This is a genomic window from Pseudomonas sp. NPDC085632 (assembly GCF_044541255.1).
GTDB lineage: Bacteria > Pseudomonadota > Gammaproteobacteria > Pseudomonadales > Pseudomonadaceae > Aquipseudomonas.
Genome location: NZ_JBITSX010000010.1, coordinates 89,785 through 105,242, shown reverse-complemented (window position 1 = coordinate 105,242; position 15,458 = coordinate 89,785). Strand labels below are relative to the sequence as shown.

At 59.6% G+C, this 15,458-nt stretch carries 16 protein-coding genes and 2 pseudogenes; 11 read left to right on the top strand and 7 right to left on the bottom strand.

Features of this window, described 5'->3' with window-relative positions:
- Positions 1 to 39 precede the first annotated feature (39 nt).
- The 3 genes and pseudogenes from ACIF4X_RS10610 to ACIF4X_RS10600 form a co-directional block, all read left to right on the top strand.
- A pseudogene (locus tag ACIF4X_RS10610) lies at positions 40 to 813 on the top strand (PAS domain-containing protein); the annotation flags it as partial.
- A complete protein-coding gene (locus tag ACIF4X_RS10605; RefSeq protein WP_397482097.1) occupies positions 799 to 1,359 on the top strand; it encodes a methyl-accepting chemotaxis protein in 561 nt (186 codons plus the stop codon). The pseudogene ACIF4X_RS10610 and the gene ACIF4X_RS10605, both read left to right, overlap by 15 nt.
- 176 nt (positions 1,360 to 1,535) lie before the next feature.
- Complete coding sequence (locus ACIF4X_RS10600) at positions 1,536 to 2,069, top strand: DUF1003 domain-containing protein (RefSeq protein ID WP_397482067.1); 534 nt, start codon at positions 1,536 to 1,538, stop codon at positions 2,067 to 2,069.
- On the opposite strand, the gene ACIF4X_RS10595 is transcribed toward ACIF4X_RS10600, so the two are convergent.
- Positions 2,070 to 3,011, bottom strand: a complete 942-nt coding sequence (locus ACIF4X_RS10595; RefSeq protein ID WP_397482066.1) for a LysR family transcriptional regulator — start codon at positions 3,009 to 3,011, stop codon at positions 2,070 to 2,072.
- Between the two features lie 15 nt (positions 3,012 to 3,026).
- On the opposite strand from ACIF4X_RS10595, the gene ACIF4X_RS10590 reads away from it, so the two are divergent.
- Both ACIF4X_RS10590 and ACIF4X_RS10585 read left to right on the top strand, forming a co-directional pair.
- Entirely contained in the window at positions 3,027 to 3,731 is a 705-nt protein-coding gene (locus ACIF4X_RS10590; RefSeq protein WP_397482065.1) for a CTP synthase, read from the top strand.
- Positions 3,731 to 4,036: an antibiotic biosynthesis monooxygenase family protein gene (locus ACIF4X_RS10585; RefSeq protein WP_397482064.1), complete on the top strand. Its 306-nt coding sequence runs from the start codon at positions 3,731 to 3,733 to the stop codon at positions 4,034 to 4,036. The genes ACIF4X_RS10590 and ACIF4X_RS10585 overlap by 1 nt, the downstream gene beginning before the upstream one ends.
- 132 nt (positions 4,037 to 4,168) lie before the next feature.
- Here ACIF4X_RS10585 and ACIF4X_RS10580 read toward each other — a convergent pair whose 3' ends face one another.
- Positions 4,169 to 4,495 (bottom strand): DUF2025 family protein, encoded by a 327-nt coding sequence (locus tag ACIF4X_RS10580; protein WP_397482063.1) that lies wholly within the window; start codon positions 4,493 to 4,495, stop codon positions 4,169 to 4,171.
- 221 nt (positions 4,496 to 4,716) lie between these two features.
- Here ACIF4X_RS10580 and ACIF4X_RS10575 point away from each other — a divergent pair, with 221 nt between their 5' ends.
- On the top strand, positions 4,717 to 5,844 hold the full coding sequence (locus ACIF4X_RS10575) for a glycerophosphodiester phosphodiesterase (RefSeq protein ID WP_397482062.1): 1,128 nt from the start codon (positions 4,717 to 4,719) through the stop codon (positions 5,842 to 5,844).
- A gap of 161 nt (positions 5,845 to 6,005) precedes the next feature.
- A complete protein-coding gene (locus ACIF4X_RS10570) occupies positions 6,006 to 6,311 on the top strand; it encodes a PepSY domain-containing protein (RefSeq protein WP_007963131.1) in 306 nt (101 codons plus the stop codon).
- Positions 6,312 to 6,567: 256 nt separating this feature from the next.
- Here ACIF4X_RS10570 and ACIF4X_RS10565 read toward each other — a convergent pair whose 3' ends face one another.
- The 3 genes and pseudogenes from ACIF4X_RS10565 to ACIF4X_RS10555 form a co-directional block, all read right to left on the bottom strand.
- Positions 6,568 to 7,008 (bottom strand): hypothetical protein, encoded by a 441-nt coding sequence (locus ACIF4X_RS10565; RefSeq protein WP_397482061.1) that lies wholly within the window; start codon positions 7,006 to 7,008, stop codon positions 6,568 to 6,570.
- A 110-nt stretch (positions 7,009 to 7,118) separates the two neighbouring features.
- Positions 7,119 to 7,823 (bottom strand): methyl-accepting chemotaxis protein, encoded by a 705-nt coding sequence (locus ACIF4X_RS10560; RefSeq protein WP_397482096.1) that lies wholly within the window; start codon positions 7,821 to 7,823, stop codon positions 7,119 to 7,121.
- 228 nt (positions 7,824 to 8,051) lie between these two features.
- A pseudogene (locus tag ACIF4X_RS10555) lies at positions 8,052 to 8,162 on the bottom strand (hypothetical protein); the annotation flags it as partial.
- Between the two features lie 856 nt (positions 8,163 to 9,018).
- Here ACIF4X_RS10555 and ACIF4X_RS10550 point away from each other — a divergent pair.
- Positions 9,019 to 10,041: a transporter gene (locus ACIF4X_RS10550; RefSeq protein WP_099756971.1), complete on the top strand. Its 1,023-nt coding sequence runs from the start codon at positions 9,019 to 9,021 to the stop codon at positions 10,039 to 10,041.
- 224 nt (positions 10,042 to 10,265) lie between these two features.
- The gene (locus ACIF4X_RS10545; protein WP_397482060.1) at positions 10,266 to 11,879 is read left to right on the top strand and encodes an inorganic phosphate transporter; all 1,614 of its coding nucleotides are present in this window, start codon (positions 10,266 to 10,268) and stop codon (positions 11,877 to 11,879) included.
- Between the two features lie 120 nt (positions 11,880 to 11,999).
- Here ACIF4X_RS10545 and ACIF4X_RS10540 read toward each other — a convergent pair whose 3' ends face one another.
- Positions 12,000 to 12,896: a LysR family transcriptional regulator gene (locus ACIF4X_RS10540; protein ID WP_397482059.1), complete on the bottom strand. Its 897-nt coding sequence runs from the start codon at positions 12,894 to 12,896 to the stop codon at positions 12,000 to 12,002.
- A gap of 123 nt (positions 12,897 to 13,019) precedes the next feature.
- Here ACIF4X_RS10540 and ACIF4X_RS10535 point away from each other — a divergent pair, with 123 nt between their 5' ends.
- Positions 13,020 to 13,778: an SDR family NAD(P)-dependent oxidoreductase gene (locus ACIF4X_RS10535; RefSeq protein ID WP_397482058.1), complete on the top strand. Its 759-nt coding sequence runs from the start codon at positions 13,020 to 13,022 to the stop codon at positions 13,776 to 13,778.
- Between the two features lie 118 nt (positions 13,779 to 13,896).
- Here ACIF4X_RS10535 and ACIF4X_RS10530 read toward each other — a convergent pair whose 3' ends face one another.
- Positions 13,897 to 14,334 (bottom strand): multidrug/biocide efflux PACE transporter, encoded by a 438-nt coding sequence (locus ACIF4X_RS10530; RefSeq protein WP_397482057.1) that lies wholly within the window; start codon positions 14,332 to 14,334, stop codon positions 13,897 to 13,899.
- 89 nt (positions 14,335 to 14,423) lie between these two features.
- Between ACIF4X_RS10530 and ACIF4X_RS10525 the strand changes: the two genes are divergently transcribed.
- Positions 14,424 to 15,278 carry a LysR family transcriptional regulator gene (locus tag ACIF4X_RS10525; protein WP_397482056.1) on the top strand — a complete coding sequence of 285 codons (855 nt, stop codon included), beginning with the start codon at positions 14,424 to 14,426 and terminating at the stop codon, positions 15,276 to 15,278.
- The last annotated feature ends 180 nt before the right edge of the window (positions 15,279 to 15,458 follow it).

The window sequence follows — 15,458 nt, the reverse complement described above, 5'->3', positions numbered from 1 at the left end:
TGAATCCTCGATCTTCCCTACTTTCAGAGTACTTCGAACATGTTCTTCAATCGCCACAAAGCCGTCGTCGACGATCTTCAGCGCACCCTCACCGACCAAGCCGGCCTGCTCGATGCGATCAATCGCTCGATGGCGGTGATCGAGTTCGACCTCGATGGCGTGGTGCTGCGTGCCAATGACAACTTTCTCAAGACCATGGGTTACACCGCCGAACAAGCGATCGGTCAGCCGCATCGGCGCTTTTGCACAGCAGAATTCGGACGTAGTGCTCAATACACTGATTTGTGGTCACGCCTGAAAAACGGCCAGTTTCAGTCCGGTACGTTTGAACGGGTCGACGGCAAGGGTCAGCCGATCTGGCTTGAAGCCAGCTACAACCCGATCAAGGACGCCTCGGGACGCGTGGTAAAAGTGGTCAAGTACGCCATGGACGTGACCGCCAAGGTGCAGCAGGAAAGCGAAGCCAACGCCAAGTTGCAGGCGATTGACCGGGCAATGGCGGTCATCGAATTCAACCTCGACGGCAGTATTCTCACGGCCAATCAGAATTTTCTGACGCGCATGGGTTACACCCTCGCCGAGCTGAAAGGTAAACACCACCGTTTGTTCTGCACGCCGGAACTGGTCAACAGCAGCGCTTATCAGGATTTCTGGCGGCGCTTGAACCAGGGCGAGCTTTTCCAGGGTCAGTTCGAGCGCGTGGACAAGCGCGGGCAAATCGTCTGGCTCGAAGCCAACTACAACCCGGTCTACGACGCTTCCGGACGCTTGTGCAAAGTGGTGAAATTTGCTTCTGATGTGACTGCCCGGGTCGAGCAACACGAGCAGGATGCGCGCAGTGCCAGCGCGGCGTATCACATCTCCGTGGCAACCCGAAAAGTCGCCGAGCAAGGTACGCAGGTGATCCAGCAGGCCGCCAGTGAAATGCGTGAAATCGCCGAAGACATTGCCGAATCTTCAACGTTGATTGCGCAACTGGGTGAGCGCTCCGAGCAAATCACCGCCATCGTCAACACCATCCGCGCGATTGCCGACCAGACCAACCTGCTGGCGCTCAACGCTGCGATTGAAGCCGCGCGCGCCGGTGAGCAGGGCCGCGGATTTGCTGTGGTTGCCGATGAAGTGCGACAACTGGCAGCACGTACCAGCGGCTCGACGGCGGAAATTTCCAGCATGATCGGTTTGATCCAGAGCGAAACCCGTCAGGCCATCAAGAGCATGGAAGGCACCCGTGGCCGTGCGGCGGAAGGCGTCGAGTTGGCGAATCAGGCGGGCACGGTGATTCTGCAGATTCGTGATGGTGCCAGTGAAGCGGTGGATGCGGTGAGCATGTTTGCCAATGAGCGGGCCCCGGGTTAAAGGCAGGTAGAGCGCGTCGCTGCCTTCGCGAGCAAGCTCGCTCCCACAGGGGTTAGGTTGATCACAATATTTGTAAACACCCGGCTACCTGTGGGAGCGAGCTTGCTCGCGAAGGGGCCGGTCGCCACAGCGCAGGGCTATAGTGACTACACGCCCCACGCCCTGCCGAGTGCATCATGACCACTGAAAAACCCGCAACACCTGAAACAGCCCCGGTCGATCACCTGCGCTTCCACCGCCCCCACGCCCACCTCAGCACTACCTTCGGCAACGACACCTTCGCCCTGCGCGCCGAGGCGTTTGCGCGGTTCTTCGGCACGCCGATGTTCCTCGGTGCGCAAACCCTGATTGTGCTGTTGTGGGTCTGCCTCAACGTGTTTGGCGTGACCACCTTCGACGTTTACCCGTTCATCCTGTTGAACCTCGCTTTCAGCCTGCAATCGGCCTACGCCGCGCCGCTGATTCTGCTGGCCCAAACCCGTCAGGCCGCGCGCGACAAGGCACAAGCCGATGCCGATGCGCTACACCGTGAAGCGCTGGCGCAGGCCAATACCGAGCGTCAGGCCCAAGCGGCGAAGAACACCGCGCAACTTCTCGAGCTGCTGGAGCAGAACACCCGCCTCACCGAGATGACCAAAAACCTCACCGAACGTATCGCCAGCCTGACCAGCGAGTTGCACGATCACATGCGCCAGAATCCGCAGCGCTGATCACGGCAAACGCAGCGCTCGCCCCAACTCATCGAACAACGTCACCACCGAACGCAACGCCCGGCAATCCGGGCGGGTCAGCAGCCATAACGCGGTGTCGTAACCGTGCAGCGGCTCGCTCAACGCCTGCATCCCCTCGGTGATCAGAAAGTCCGGTAACGCCGCCACGCCGAGACCAGCACGAACCAGCTCCGTCACCGACAACATACTGTTGCAACGATAGCCCGGAGTGACGCCGGGCAAGTGCTGCCGACGCCAGGCGATGGTCGGGTGATCGGGCAGAAAGTCGTCCGGGGCGATCCAGGTCAGCGCGGCCAGATCCGATGCATCGACATTCTGCAGATATCCCGCACTGGCGCAGACCCGGTAGGAGATCTTCGCCAGTTGTCGTCCGACCAAGTGCTCGGGTGGTGTCCGCGTCAGGCGCAGGGCGATGTCGGCATCGCGGCGGCTGAGATTGGCGAAATCGTTGGAGGTGCTTAGTTCAATGGTCAGTGCCGGGTAATGGGGCATGAACTGCGCCAGCGCCGGCAGCAGCAAGCCTTGCAATACCGAGTCGGTGCAGGTCAGGCGCACCGTGCCGCTGACCACTTCGCCGCCCTGCTCCACGCCAATCCGCGCGGCCTCCAGCGCCTGTTCGGCGCGTTCGGCTTGCTCAGCCAGTGTTTGTGCGAGGGTTGTCGGCAAATAGCCGGCGCGACTTTTTTCGAACAGTTGCTGACCAAGGGCGGCTTCGAGACGCCGCACCGCGCGAAATACCGTGGAAACGTCGACTTTCAACAAGTGCGAGGCCCGGGCCAGAGAGCCACCACGCACCAAGGCGAGAATCAGGGCCAGATCGGGGTAGTCGAGCTGATAGTGCGTCGCTGCATTGATCACTTGGGCAAACGCCAATATTGAGTGCGTGAACGCCAATCTATAGTGACTGCCATCAATCAACAAGCGCAGGGAACTCCCATGGAAAACAGCGCCATCTGTATCGCCCTGATTGGCGATTACGACCCGCAAGTTACCGCCCACCAAGCCATTCCCGTCGCCCTCGGGCTGGTCGCTGAACACCTCAACCGCAACGTGCAATTCGAATGGCTGGCCACCGAGCAGATCCACGCCGATACGCCGCTCGAGCGGTTCGACGGTTTCTGGTGCGTACCCGCCAGCCCCTACAAAAGTGAAGCCGGCGCACTGCGGGCGATCCGTTTTGCCCGCGAACAGCAGCGACCTTTCCTTGGTACCTGCGGCGGTTTTCAACATGCGGTGCTGGAATTTTCCCGCAACGTGCTGGGCTGGGTCGATGCGGAACATGGTGAAACATCGCCAGACTCTGAACGCGCGGTACTCACGCCGTTGACCTGTTCGCTGGTTGAAGCGGTGGACAGCATTCACCTGGTGCCCGGCTCGTTGATCGCCAGGGCGTACGAAACGTCTGAGATTCGTGAAGGTTATCGCTGCCGCTTCGGTGTGAATCCGCTGTTCGAACGGGAACTGTTGAACGATCGGCTACAAGCTGTCGGTCATGATTCGTCGGGGGATTTGCGCGCGATTGAGCTAAAGGATCATCCGTTCTTTGTGGCGACATTGTTTCAACCGGAACGTGCGGCGCTCAAAGGGCAAATGCCGCTGCTGGTGCGTGCGTTTGTTGAAGCTTGTGTGGAGTCACGTTGATGACTTCCTGCTTTGCGGTGATTTTTACCTCGACTCGAACCGAGGGTGACAACGGCTATGCCGAGGCGGCTGAGCGCATGGCCGCGTTGGTCAGTGAGCAGCCGGGGTTTCTTGGGGTGGAGTCAGTCAGAGGCGCGGATGGCGTCGGGATTACGGTGTCGTATTGGGAAAGCGAGGCAGCGATTCTGGCGTGGCGACAGCACCCTGAGCATCGGGTGATTCAAGCGCGTGGGCGCTCGGAATGGTATTCGGCGTTTCATACGCGGGTGTGCAAAGTCGAACGCGAGTATCGGTTCAGCCTGTGATGTTGGTGGTGAACTCACCGGCCCCATCGCTGGCAAGCCAGCTCCCACAGGTTATGCGCTGTTCTGAAGATCACACCGTACTTGTGGGAGCTGGCTTGCCAGCGATGAGGCCGGTACAGCCACTAAAAAATATCAGCCGCGCACCAGCCTGCGCACCGCCTCAATCTCCGGCACTTCAACCTTGCTCATATAAACGCGTAACGGCTCGGTGATGTTGATCCGCTCATCGATATGCTGATCCAGCAACAACTGAATCAACTCGCGTTTAAGCGTCATGGTCTGCGCTGTCGCCGGCGCCCAGACGAATTCGTTCACAGGAATAATGCCGTCATCGGCCACGTCCATGCCGAACGAATCTTCGCTGAAGCGCACGATGTACTGGCCGGTTTTGCGGTTAAGGCCGACAAATCCCTTGAGATCGTCGGCGGCCTGGCAGATGAGTTGGGAGGTGATGCGCATGGTAAACCTCACGAAAGATGATCGATGGTTTACACGCAGGGCAACTGAGCGGCGCGCCCTCTGCCGGGACGTCTGCCGAAGGCAAGCGTACTGCAAACGGCGCCACAAAAGTGCAGGAAAAATCGCTTTTAATACGTTTATGTCGGTCCTGCGATAGCACGCAATCGATTCAGTTGTTAAAAGGTACGTCTTTGAAAAAGCCCTGCGAAAGGAACTCGAACATGCCCGCTACTTTCACCAAAAGCGCTCTGCTCCTGAGCCTGCTGCTCGGCCTTGGTCAGGCGCACGCCGCCAGCCAGACTGATCCGAATGCAGTCGCTGCCGCCAACGGCATCCCGCACCCGGCGGTGATCGCTCACCGTGGCGCCTCTTTCGATGCGCCGGAATCCACGGCCGCGTCCTACAAACTGGCTCGCGATCTGGGTGCCGATTACCTGGAAATGGACTTGCAGCGCAGCAAGGACGGCATGCTGTTCGCCCTGCACGACAACAATCTGCAACGCACCACCGACGTCGCGACCAAGTTCCCGGATCGCAAGGACAGCCCGGCCAACGCCTTCACCATGGCCGAACTGAAAACCCTCGACGCCGGTAGCTGGTACAACACGGCCTACCCCGACCGCGCGCGCCCGACTTACGCCGGGCTGAAAATTCTGACCCTCGATGAAATCATCGACATCGCCCAGGCCAATCCGCAACACAAGCCTGGCCTGTACATCGAGACCAAAGAGCCGCAGTTGTTTCCCGGGATCGAGAAAGACCTGAAAGAGAAACTGCAGGATCGCGGCTGGCTGAGCCCGGCCGGTTCGAAACTGGCGAAAAGCGCACTGGGCGTGGGTCAGGGCAAAGGCAAAGTGATCCTGCAAACGTTCGAGAAGAACAGCCTCGAACTGCTGGAAAAAGAAATGCCGCAAGTGCCGAAGATTCTCCTGCTGTGGGTCGGCGAAGGCAGCATCGAGCCGAAATCCAAGGTGACGTTTGCCGAGTCCGGCGAGAAGGACAAAAACGTTTTCTACGGCAAACAAGAGCCGAAGTCCGAAGCCGAGTTCAAACAATGGGTGGATTACGCCAAGGCCCAAGGAGCAATCGGCACCGGCCCTTCGGCGAAGCTGACCCAGGGTGGCGATCAGAGCTATTCGGATCTGGTGCAACCGTGGATGAATAAATACACCCACGATCAGGGCATGCTGGTGCACGTCTACACCGTCGATGAGCCGGTGGACTTCGAGAAAGTCATGGCGGCGGGTGTCGACGGCATCTTCACCAACCGTGCCAGCGAACTGTTGAAGTTCTACAAGCGCCCGGCAGTTGGCAGTGTCGATCAGGTGTTAAAGAACAACGGTTTCTGATCTGAAATCGAGGCGCCTTCATCGCGGGCAAGTCACGCTCCCACAGGTTCTGTGCAGGTGCATGGCTTGCCCGTTTTGTTTGGCGTTGGGATTTTAAGGGTGAGTTAAGTTGCGCCGGTTAACCTGAGGCCACTTAAACGAATCAACCAAGGAATGAACCGATGAAAACTTTGACTGCCCTGTTTACCGCCGCTGCCCTGACCCTCACCGCTGGCCTGGCCCAGGCTGATGTTCGCGTTGACCAGATTCCGCAACTGGTCAAGGAAGGCAAGATCAAGTCGCTGGAGTCGATGAACGCCGAAGCGCTGAAACTGCATCCGGGTGCGACCATCACTGACACGGATCTGGATAACCACTTCAATGGTTATGAGTATGAAGTTGAATTGAAGACCGCTGATGGCAAAGAGTTCGATGTGGACTTTGATGCGACCACTGGCAAGGTGCTGAGCAACAAGCAAGACACTTGATTGAACGCACCACCAAAAGCCGCACGATTGAGAGATCGTGCGGTTTTTTTGTGTTCGGCTTTTTTAATTGATTGTCAGTGAGATTTTCTCCCCCTCACCCCAGCCCTCTCCCCCAAGGGGGCGAGGGGAAAGGGAGCAGACCGCGGGCTATCCAAGGCCTGAGTGCGACTCGATATTTCAGGTCGGCGTAACTCGAATAGTCACCACGGTCAGTCCCCTCTCCCTTGGGAGAGGGCCAGGGTGAGGGAAAAGGGCATCACGCCGAGGTGCTGACCAGCGAACCCGAGGTACTCGAGTCGGAATCCTGCAACGCCTGCAACAGCGAGGCTGTGGCGGTGGACAGGGAGGCCGAGGTGGCGGTGATCTGTGCTTGTGCCGCCGCAACATCAGCAGCTTTGGCATCCGAACTTTCCTGCTTCGCCTGCGCCGCTTGCAACGCCTGCTGCTGTTCCTGCAATTGCTTCTGCAGTTCGGCAATCTGCTTGCGCAGTTCTTTCACCGAATCCGATTCTTCGCTGCTGCTGGAACTGCTGCCACCCGAAGGTGCTGCGCCGCCAGCCGCTTTCGGCGCGTCGGTGGCTGCGCCAGTGCTGGCGGTTGCGCTGGTGGAGGTATCGTCACCGACGTCGCTGATCGAGGTTTTGCTGGTGGGTGTGGTGACAGTCTGATTGATCGAAACAGAAGTGATGCTGACCATGGAAAGGCTCCAATGCCGGTTATAGATAACCGGTCATCGACCCTGGCCGCCTCGATTTGAGATCGACTGTGTACCGACTCGGTATCCGAACCGGTACACGTTCAATCGCCTCAGGCGCTCAAGCGCGCGGTGACTTCGTTCAGTTGCCCCGACAGGCTATGCAGGTTCTGGCTGGCGCTTTCGGTGCGCTGCACGTTGTCGAGGTTGGTGCTGGCGATCGAGGTGATCTCGGTGAGGTTGCGCGAGATGTCCTCGGCCACCGAGGTCTGCTCTTCCGCAGCTGTGGCGATCTGCCGGTTCATGTCGCGAATCGCCTCCACCGCGTGAGTAATGCGCTCCAGCATCGCGCCGGCCTGGGTCACCTGCTCAACGCTTTCGTCACTGCGCGTCTGGCCGCTGTCGATGGCTTGCGCCGCGTCCACCGCGCCGGTCTGCACGCTCTGAATGATCTGGTTGATCTCGATGATCGACTCGGCGGTGCGCTGTGCGAGGTTGCGTACTTCATCGGCGACCACGGCAAAACCACGCCCGGCCTCACCGGCGCGCGCCGCTTCGATCGCCGCGTTAAGCGCCAGCAGGTTGGTCTGCTCGGCAATGCCGCGAATCACTTCCAGTACTTTGCCGATGCGACCGCTGTCGGCTTCGAGACGACGGATGACCGTGGCGGTGTTGGCGATTTCACCGCGCATTTGCGTGATCGAGTGAATAGTGCTCTGCATGACCTTTTCACCCTGTTGGGCGGACTGGTCGGCATCGTCGGCCGCGCGTGCGGCGTCGGCGGCATGGCGCGCCACTTCCTGCGCGGTGGCGGACATTTCGTTCATCGCCGTGGCCACTTGATCGGTGCGGTTGAACTGCTCGTTGGTGCCGCCGGCCATGGTCGTGGCAATCGCATTCAACTCGCCGCTGGCGCTGTCCAGATCGCTGGCACTGCGCTGCAGACGGGTGAAGGTTTCTGCGAGGAAATCACGCAAGGTGTTGGCCGCTGCGGCGAGGTTGCCCAACTCATCCTGACGGTCGCTGACCACACGCTCGGCCAGTTTGCCGCGGCTCAACTGGGTCACGTAATCGATCAGTTTGCGGATCGGCTCGACCAGGTTGCGGTTGACCAGCCACAGGCTCAACAGGCCGATCAGCAGGCCCGATGCGAGCATCACCAGCAGACCGAACAACACCGTGCGATCGGCCTCGGCACTGATCAGCGCCGACTGCTCTGTCCCTTGCTTGCGCAACTCGCTGACCAGTTCGCTCATCTGATCGCTGGTGGCACGGTCGACACCTTTGACGGCGTTGTCGCCCGCGGTCGGATCACCACCGGCAGCCACATAGGCATCACGGCCCTTCTGATAGGCGGAGCCGAGCTGACGGTGCTCATCACGCAAGCGTTCGATACGGTTTTTCAGGCTCGGCTCAAGGCCTTTCTGCCCGGCCAGTTCACCAAGGATGTTCTGCACATCGCGCTGACGATCTTCGAACTGGCCCCAATACTTGGCCAGATCCGCCGGTTGCTTGCCACGCAGCAGCACGTTTTTCCATTCCTGCACCTGCACCTTGAATTGCAGGTTGGCTTCGTCGATCAATTGCGAGGTGTGCAAGGGACCGGCGATCAACTGGCTGTAGCTTTGCACGCCGTTCGACAGGAAATGAAAACAGGCCAGCGCGATCAACAGCATCGCCAGCAGGCTGCCGCTCAGCAGGGCGAGAATTTGCGCTCTCAGGGATTTTTGCAGCATCGAAAGATACTCAGGACAAGGATGAGGCACGCCCGGTAAGGCGTGAAATTGTGCCGGACATCCCTGTCGGCGAGCCTTGGCTCATGGCCAATGGCGCGCAACCTAACGCACCTGTGATCGGCGCGCCAGAGCGCTTCTTGAAGAAAATCCGACCGTCGGCAAGTCGCTGATTTGACGTCATTTTGCTGTCACACAAACGTCATGTGACATTGCGATGATGCGGCTCAGTGAACCTGCCATTTGCGCGACCGACGCACCCTCCTCGCAGCGAGCCTTCATGAACCACAGCCTCGATATCAGTCATCGCGATCCTGATCTGTTTGGCCTGCTCTACGGCTTTCGTTTCCTGCCCGGCGAACGGGGCCGTGAAGTCGACTCGGCAACAGCGTTGCGCTGCTTGCAGGACGACAACGACACGGGTGAATTCCTTTGGCTGCACCTCAATCTGGCGCACGCGGCGTGCGAGCGCTGGATGAAAAGTCATCTGCAATTGCCCGAAGAGTTTTTCGAGGCGCTGCACGAAGGCTCACGGTCGACGCGTATCGAGCATGTCGACTCGGCGTTGCTGGCGGTGGTCAACGACGTGGTGTTCAACCTCAGCAGCATGGTCTCCTCGGACGTGTCGACGCTCTGGGTTTGTGTGCGCAGCAAACTGATCGTCAGCGCACGCCTGCAACCGCTGCACTCGGTGGACAAATTGCGCTCGTCGGTGAAGGCCGGCGAGCGCTTTCGTTCGCCCTCGGAATTGCTCGTGCATCTGCTCCGTGATCAGGGCGAGGTGCTGACGCAGATCGTGCGCAAGACCAGCATGAGCGTCGATCAGGTCGAGGACGAATTGCTCTCCTCGCGACTGTCGACCAACCGCGCCGAACTCGGTGCCAACCGGCGTGTGCTGGTGCGCCTGCAACGGCTGCTGGCGCTGGAGCCGGGTTCGTTGCTGCGCCTGCTCAACCGTCCGCCGCCGTGGTTGCAGAAGGAGGACGTCAAGGAGCTGCGCAAGTCCACCGAGGAGTTTGCCCTGATCATCAACGACCTCACCGCCCTTGGTGAGCGGATCAAACTGTTGCAGGAAGAGATCGCCGCCAACCTCAACGAACAGAGCAACCGCACGCTGTTTACCCTGACGGTGGTGACGGTGCTGGCGTTGCCGATCAATATCATTGCCGGTTTTTTCGGAATGAATGTGGGTGGGGTGCCGTTGTCGCAGGACCCGGAAGGGTTCTGGATATTGGTCGCGCTGGTGGCGACGTTTACCGTGATTGCCGGGCGCTGGGCCTTCCGCAAAAGAGGTGATTACTGACGCCTCAACGCTCGTTCCCACGCTCTGCGTGGAAATGCATCAAGTGACGCTCTGCGTCACAGGGACGCGGAGCGTCCCGGGCGTCGTTCCCACGCAGAGCGTGGGAACGAGCAGAAGACCGACGGTCAGGCTATTCAGCCAAACACTGACATGGCGCAGTCTCTCTGTAACATTCTGCAACGATCATGGGCGACACTCCTTCCCTCGCTCAGGATTGTCCTCCCATGGCTACTCCCTCCCTGACCGCCAGCCCCGCGTCCGCCGCCAGCGGCAGGCCGGCCCTTGATAAAAAAACCAGCCCGTTTACTTACGTGATCTTTTTCGCCGTGCTGGCGATGGGAATGCTGTTCACCGCCTACAGCCTGATGCACGACATGCACGAACTCGGCACGGTCGTCACCACGTGGACGCCGTTCCTGCTGCTCGGTGTGGCGCTGTTGATAGCGCTGGGCTTTGAGTTCGTCAACGGCTTCCACGACACCGCCAACGCCGTGGCGACGGTGATCTACACCCACTCGCTGCCGCCGAATGTGGCCGTGGTCTGGTCGGGCTTCTTCAACTTCCTCGGCGTGCTGCTTTCGAGCGGCGCGGTGGCGTTTGGCATCATTGCCCTGCTGCCCGTGGAGCTGATTCTGCAGGTCGGTTCGTCTGCCGGTTTCGCGATGATCTTCGCCTTGTTGATCGCGGCGATCCTGTGGAACCTCGGCACCTGGTGGTTGGGCTTGCCGGCGTCGTCGTCGCACACCTTGATCGGTTCGATCATCGGTGTCGGTGTGGCCAATGCCTTGATGCATGGCCGCGACGGCACCAGCGGTGTCGACTGGGCGCAGGCGACCAAGATCGGTTACGCGTTGCTGCTGTCGCCACTGGTGGGTTTCGGTTGTGCAGCGTTGTTGTTGCTGGCACTGCGCGCGTTCGTGAAGAACCGTTCGCTGTACAAGGCACCGGAAGGCAACGCGCCGCCACCGTGGTGGATTCGCGGTTTGCTGATCGCCACCTGCACCGGTGTGTCCTTCGCTCACGGCTCCAACGATGGGCAGAAAGGCATGGGCCTGATCATGCTGATTCTGGTCGGTACGCTGCCAATGGCCTACGCACTCAACCGCACGATGCCCGAAGAGCAATCGCTGCAGTTTGCCGCCGTGGCGCAAGTCACCCAGCAAGCGCTGGTGAAAAGTGCACCGCTGCCGACGCCGGCCGATCCGCGTGCGGTCCTCTCCGATTACGTGCGCAGCAAGGACGCCACGCCGCAACTGATCCCGGCCCTTGCCGCCCTCACCGGGCACATTGGCGAAGAGGTCAAAGGCTACGGCTCGCTGGCGAAAGTCCCGGCCGAAGCCATGGGCAACGTGCGTAATGACATGTACCTGGCCAGCGAAAGCATTCGCCTGATGGACAAGAACAAGGTCGGCAATTTCGACGCCGACACCAGCAGCAAACTGCAATTGTTCAAGCAGCAGATCGACAACGCCACGCGATTTATTCCGTTGTGGGTGAAGATCGCCGTGGCCATCGCGCTGGGGCTGGGCACCATGGTTGGCTGGAAGCGGATTGTGGTGACGGTTGGCGAGAAGATCGGCAAGACCCATCTGACCTATGCGCAGGGTGCCTCTGCGGAAACCGTGGCGATGCTGACCATTGGTGCGGCGGACATGTTTGGTTTGCCGGTGTCGACGACGCATGTGTTGTCCTCGGGTGTGGCCGGGACCATGGTTGCCAATGGTGGCGGGTTGCAGATGAAGACCATCCGCAATCTGTTGATGGCGTGGGTGCTGACACTGCCAGCGGCGATCCTGCTGTCCGGCAGTCTTTACTGGCTGTTCACCCAGATCTTCTAACCCTCCACAATTCCCCTGTAGGAGCTGCCGAAGGCTGCGATCTTTTGATCTTGTTTTTAAAAAGCAAAATCAAAAGATCGCAGCCTCCGGCAGCTCCTACATTTGGATTTTCGGTGTTGGTTAGAGCGCTGAGCGAATCAGATCGCCGAGCCAATCCATGAACACGCGCACTCGCAAAGGTAGGTGTCGCTGCCTGGCATACAACAATGAAATACCCATCGCCGGCGCGGTGAATTGCGGCAACACTGTCACCAGTTCGCCGTTGTCCAGATGCGGCTGCAGCCCTGTTCTCGGCACTTGGGTCAGACCGAAGCCGCCAAGGCACGCCGACTCGTAAGCATCGGTGCTATTGACTGTAATGCTGCCGGCCATCGGCAAGCGTTTCACCTGACCACCCTCCTCGTACACAAACCCTTCCGAACGCGAACCGAGCACGCCGACGTAATGCACCAGTCGATGCTGCGCGAGATCTTCCAGCGTCTGCGGCACGCCGTAACGCGCGAGGTAGGCGGGGCTGGCGCAGTTGACCATAGAGAAATCACCGAGGTGCCGCGCCACCACCGATTGATCCGGCTGCGCGCCGATGCGCACCACGCAATCGAAACCCTCGCTGAGCAGGTCGACGCGGCGGTCGGTGGTGCTGATTTCCAGTTCCAGATTCGGGTGGCGATCCATGAACTGCGGCAGGCTCGGCATGACCAGGCGCCGCGCGAGAATGTTTGGCATATCGACACGAATACGTCCGGTCAGCGACGCCTCGTCCTGGCGAAACAGGCCTTCGATCTCGTCCATGTGCGAGAGCAGATCCTTGCTGCGTTCGTACAGCACCAGACCGTCCTGAGTTGCCTGCACTTTGCGCGTGGTGCGTTGCAACAGGCGAGTGCCGAGCAGGGCCTCGAGTGCCTGTACGTGCTCCGACACCGTTGAACGCGGCAGACCGAGGTTCTCGCCAGCGAGGGTGAAACTCGACAACTCGCTGACCCGCACGAAGGTGCGCAGCAGTTCCAGTTTGTTCATGAGGCACCCGTCGATTGTTCGGCTGAGCCGATCAGTGATTCCGATTACAGCCTGTTTATCACCTCTTGGCGGACAAATAAACTGAGTCTCATCACCACCTCTTACCGCAATCGAGGAAGTCCCATGAATCGCAAAATCGCATTGATCACCGGCGCCAGTCGTGGCCTGGGCAAAAACGCCGCCCTGCACCTTGCCGCTCAAGGCGTCGACATCATCGGTACTTACCACAGCCGCGCCGATGAGGCTCAGGCGCTGGTGACCGAAGTGCAAGCACTCGGCGGCAAAGCCGTGATGCTGCAACTGGACGTTGGCCGCAGCGACAGCTTTGCCGATTTCGGCACTCGGGTTGAGCAAGCGTTGCAGCAGACCTTCGATCGCCAGCGCTTTGATTTCCTGATCAACAACGCCGGAGTCGGCCTGCATGTCAGCTTCGCCGAGACCACCGTGGAGCAATTCGACATGCTGATGAACGTGCATTTCAAAGGGCCGTTCTTCCTGACTCAGCAACTGCTGCCACTGATTAACGACGGCGGCCGGATCATCAACATCTCCAGCGGCCTCGCGCGTTTCACCATCCCCGGTGCCAGCGCTTATGCGGCGATGAAAGGCGCGATTGAAGTGCTCACCCGTTATCAGGCGAAAGAGCTGGGCGCGCGGCAGATTGCCGTGAATACCTTGGCGCCCGGTGCCATCGAAACCGACTTTGGTGGTGGGACTGTTCGCGACAATGCCGCGGTGAATGCGATGGTCGCCGACAACACTGCGCTGGGCCGCGCCGGTCAGCCGGATGATATTGGCGGGGCGCTGGCGTTGTTGCTGTCGCCGGGGGCGCAGTGGATCAACGGCCAACGGGTTGAAGCCTCTGGCGGCATGTTCCTCTGACTTCACTGAAAGCACCTACCCCTGTAGGAGCTGCCGAAGGCTGCGATCTTTTGATTTTGCCCTTATAAAGCAAGATCAAAAGATCGCAGCCTTCGGCAGCTCCTACACGGGGATCGGGTTAGCCTTGGCAAACGCGGCGTGTCATGAAGCGTTCGCGCAGCACGTCGTACGCCCAGTGATACACGTAGGTGTACGGCAGGAAAAACAGCAGCACGCCGATGTCGAGCAAAAACGCCTGCCACAGGCTGACCGACAGCCACCAGGCAATGAGTGGCACACCCATCACGATCAAACCACCCTCGAACAGCAGCGCGTGCACCACCCTTACCCAGGCGTTGTGCGCAACGTTCATACGCGCCAGCAGGCGATCGAAGAAGCGGTTGAACACCACGTTCCAACCCAGCGCCAGCATGGCGATCAATACTGTCACCGCGCCCATTTCAAGCATCGGTTTCTGCATGATCCACGCCAGCAACGGGGTGCAGATCAGAATCGCCAGCAGTTCGAAACCGATGGCCTGGAAAATACGTTCAGTGATGGATTTGTGGGCAGTCATGGCCTGACTCCTTGAGTGAAGATGGTTGCCATGATCTATCTTGATACCGATACTTCATAATCAATAACCATCGATCAAGGCGATAGTTGATGATCTCGCAGGAAGTACTGCTGGCATTTGTTCAGGCCGCCACGCAAGGCTCGTTTTCGGCAGCGGCGCGCAAGCTCGGGCGCAGTCAGTCGACCATCAGCGCGGCTGTGGCCAGCCTGGAGATTGATCTGGATCTGCAGCTGTTTGATCGCAGCAGCCGCAAACCGACGCTGACCCCGGCCGGGCATGTGATGCTGCAACGCGCCGAGGCAATTCTGGCGGCCAGCAGTCGCCTGGAAATGACCGCGCGGCAGTTGTCCCAAGGCGTCGAGCCAAAGCTGACCGTGGCGATTTCCGATACCTATCAGTCGTACCGTTTTGAAGCGGCGTTGGTCGGGTTTGAGCAGCGTTATCCGGATCTGGAGCTGGAATGCCTGATCGCCGAATGCGATGACCTGATCGAACTGGTGCAGCGTGGTCGCGCGCATCTGGCGTTCGCCGAAATGCAAGAGAACTATCCAGCGGATCTGGCGACTTCGACGGTGGCCGAACGCACGGAAATCGCCCTGTTCGTCAATCGCGACCATGCACTGGCCAAGCTTGATCACATTGATCAGCAGATCCTGGAGCAGCATCGCGAATTGCGTCTGGCGACCATCGTCAATCCGTATGACAGCCGTGGCAAAGGCCGCGTGTGGTCCGCGCCGAGTTATCTGATGCTGCTGGAAATGGCAGAGAAAGGTTTCGGCTGGGCGCCATTGCCGCGTTGGCTGGCGCAGCGTTATGGCAATGAATGGCTGGTGGAACTGAAGGTGCGCGGCTGGCCGAAACCGGTGTTTGTCGATGCCTTGTGGTCGCGGCTGTATCCGCCGGGGCCGGCGGGGAGCTGGTTGTTGAGCAAGATGCTGGAATAGCGGCGCTGCTGATCGCTGGCAAGCCAGAAGTCAAAAGCCCCTCACCCCAGCCCTCTCCCGGTGGGAGAGGGAGCCGACCGAGGTGTCTTGCGTCAGACATCGACCTGAAAGACCGAGTCGATTATGGATTCATTGGATATGAGCTCAAAAGCCCCTCACCCCAGCCCTCTCCCGGTGGGA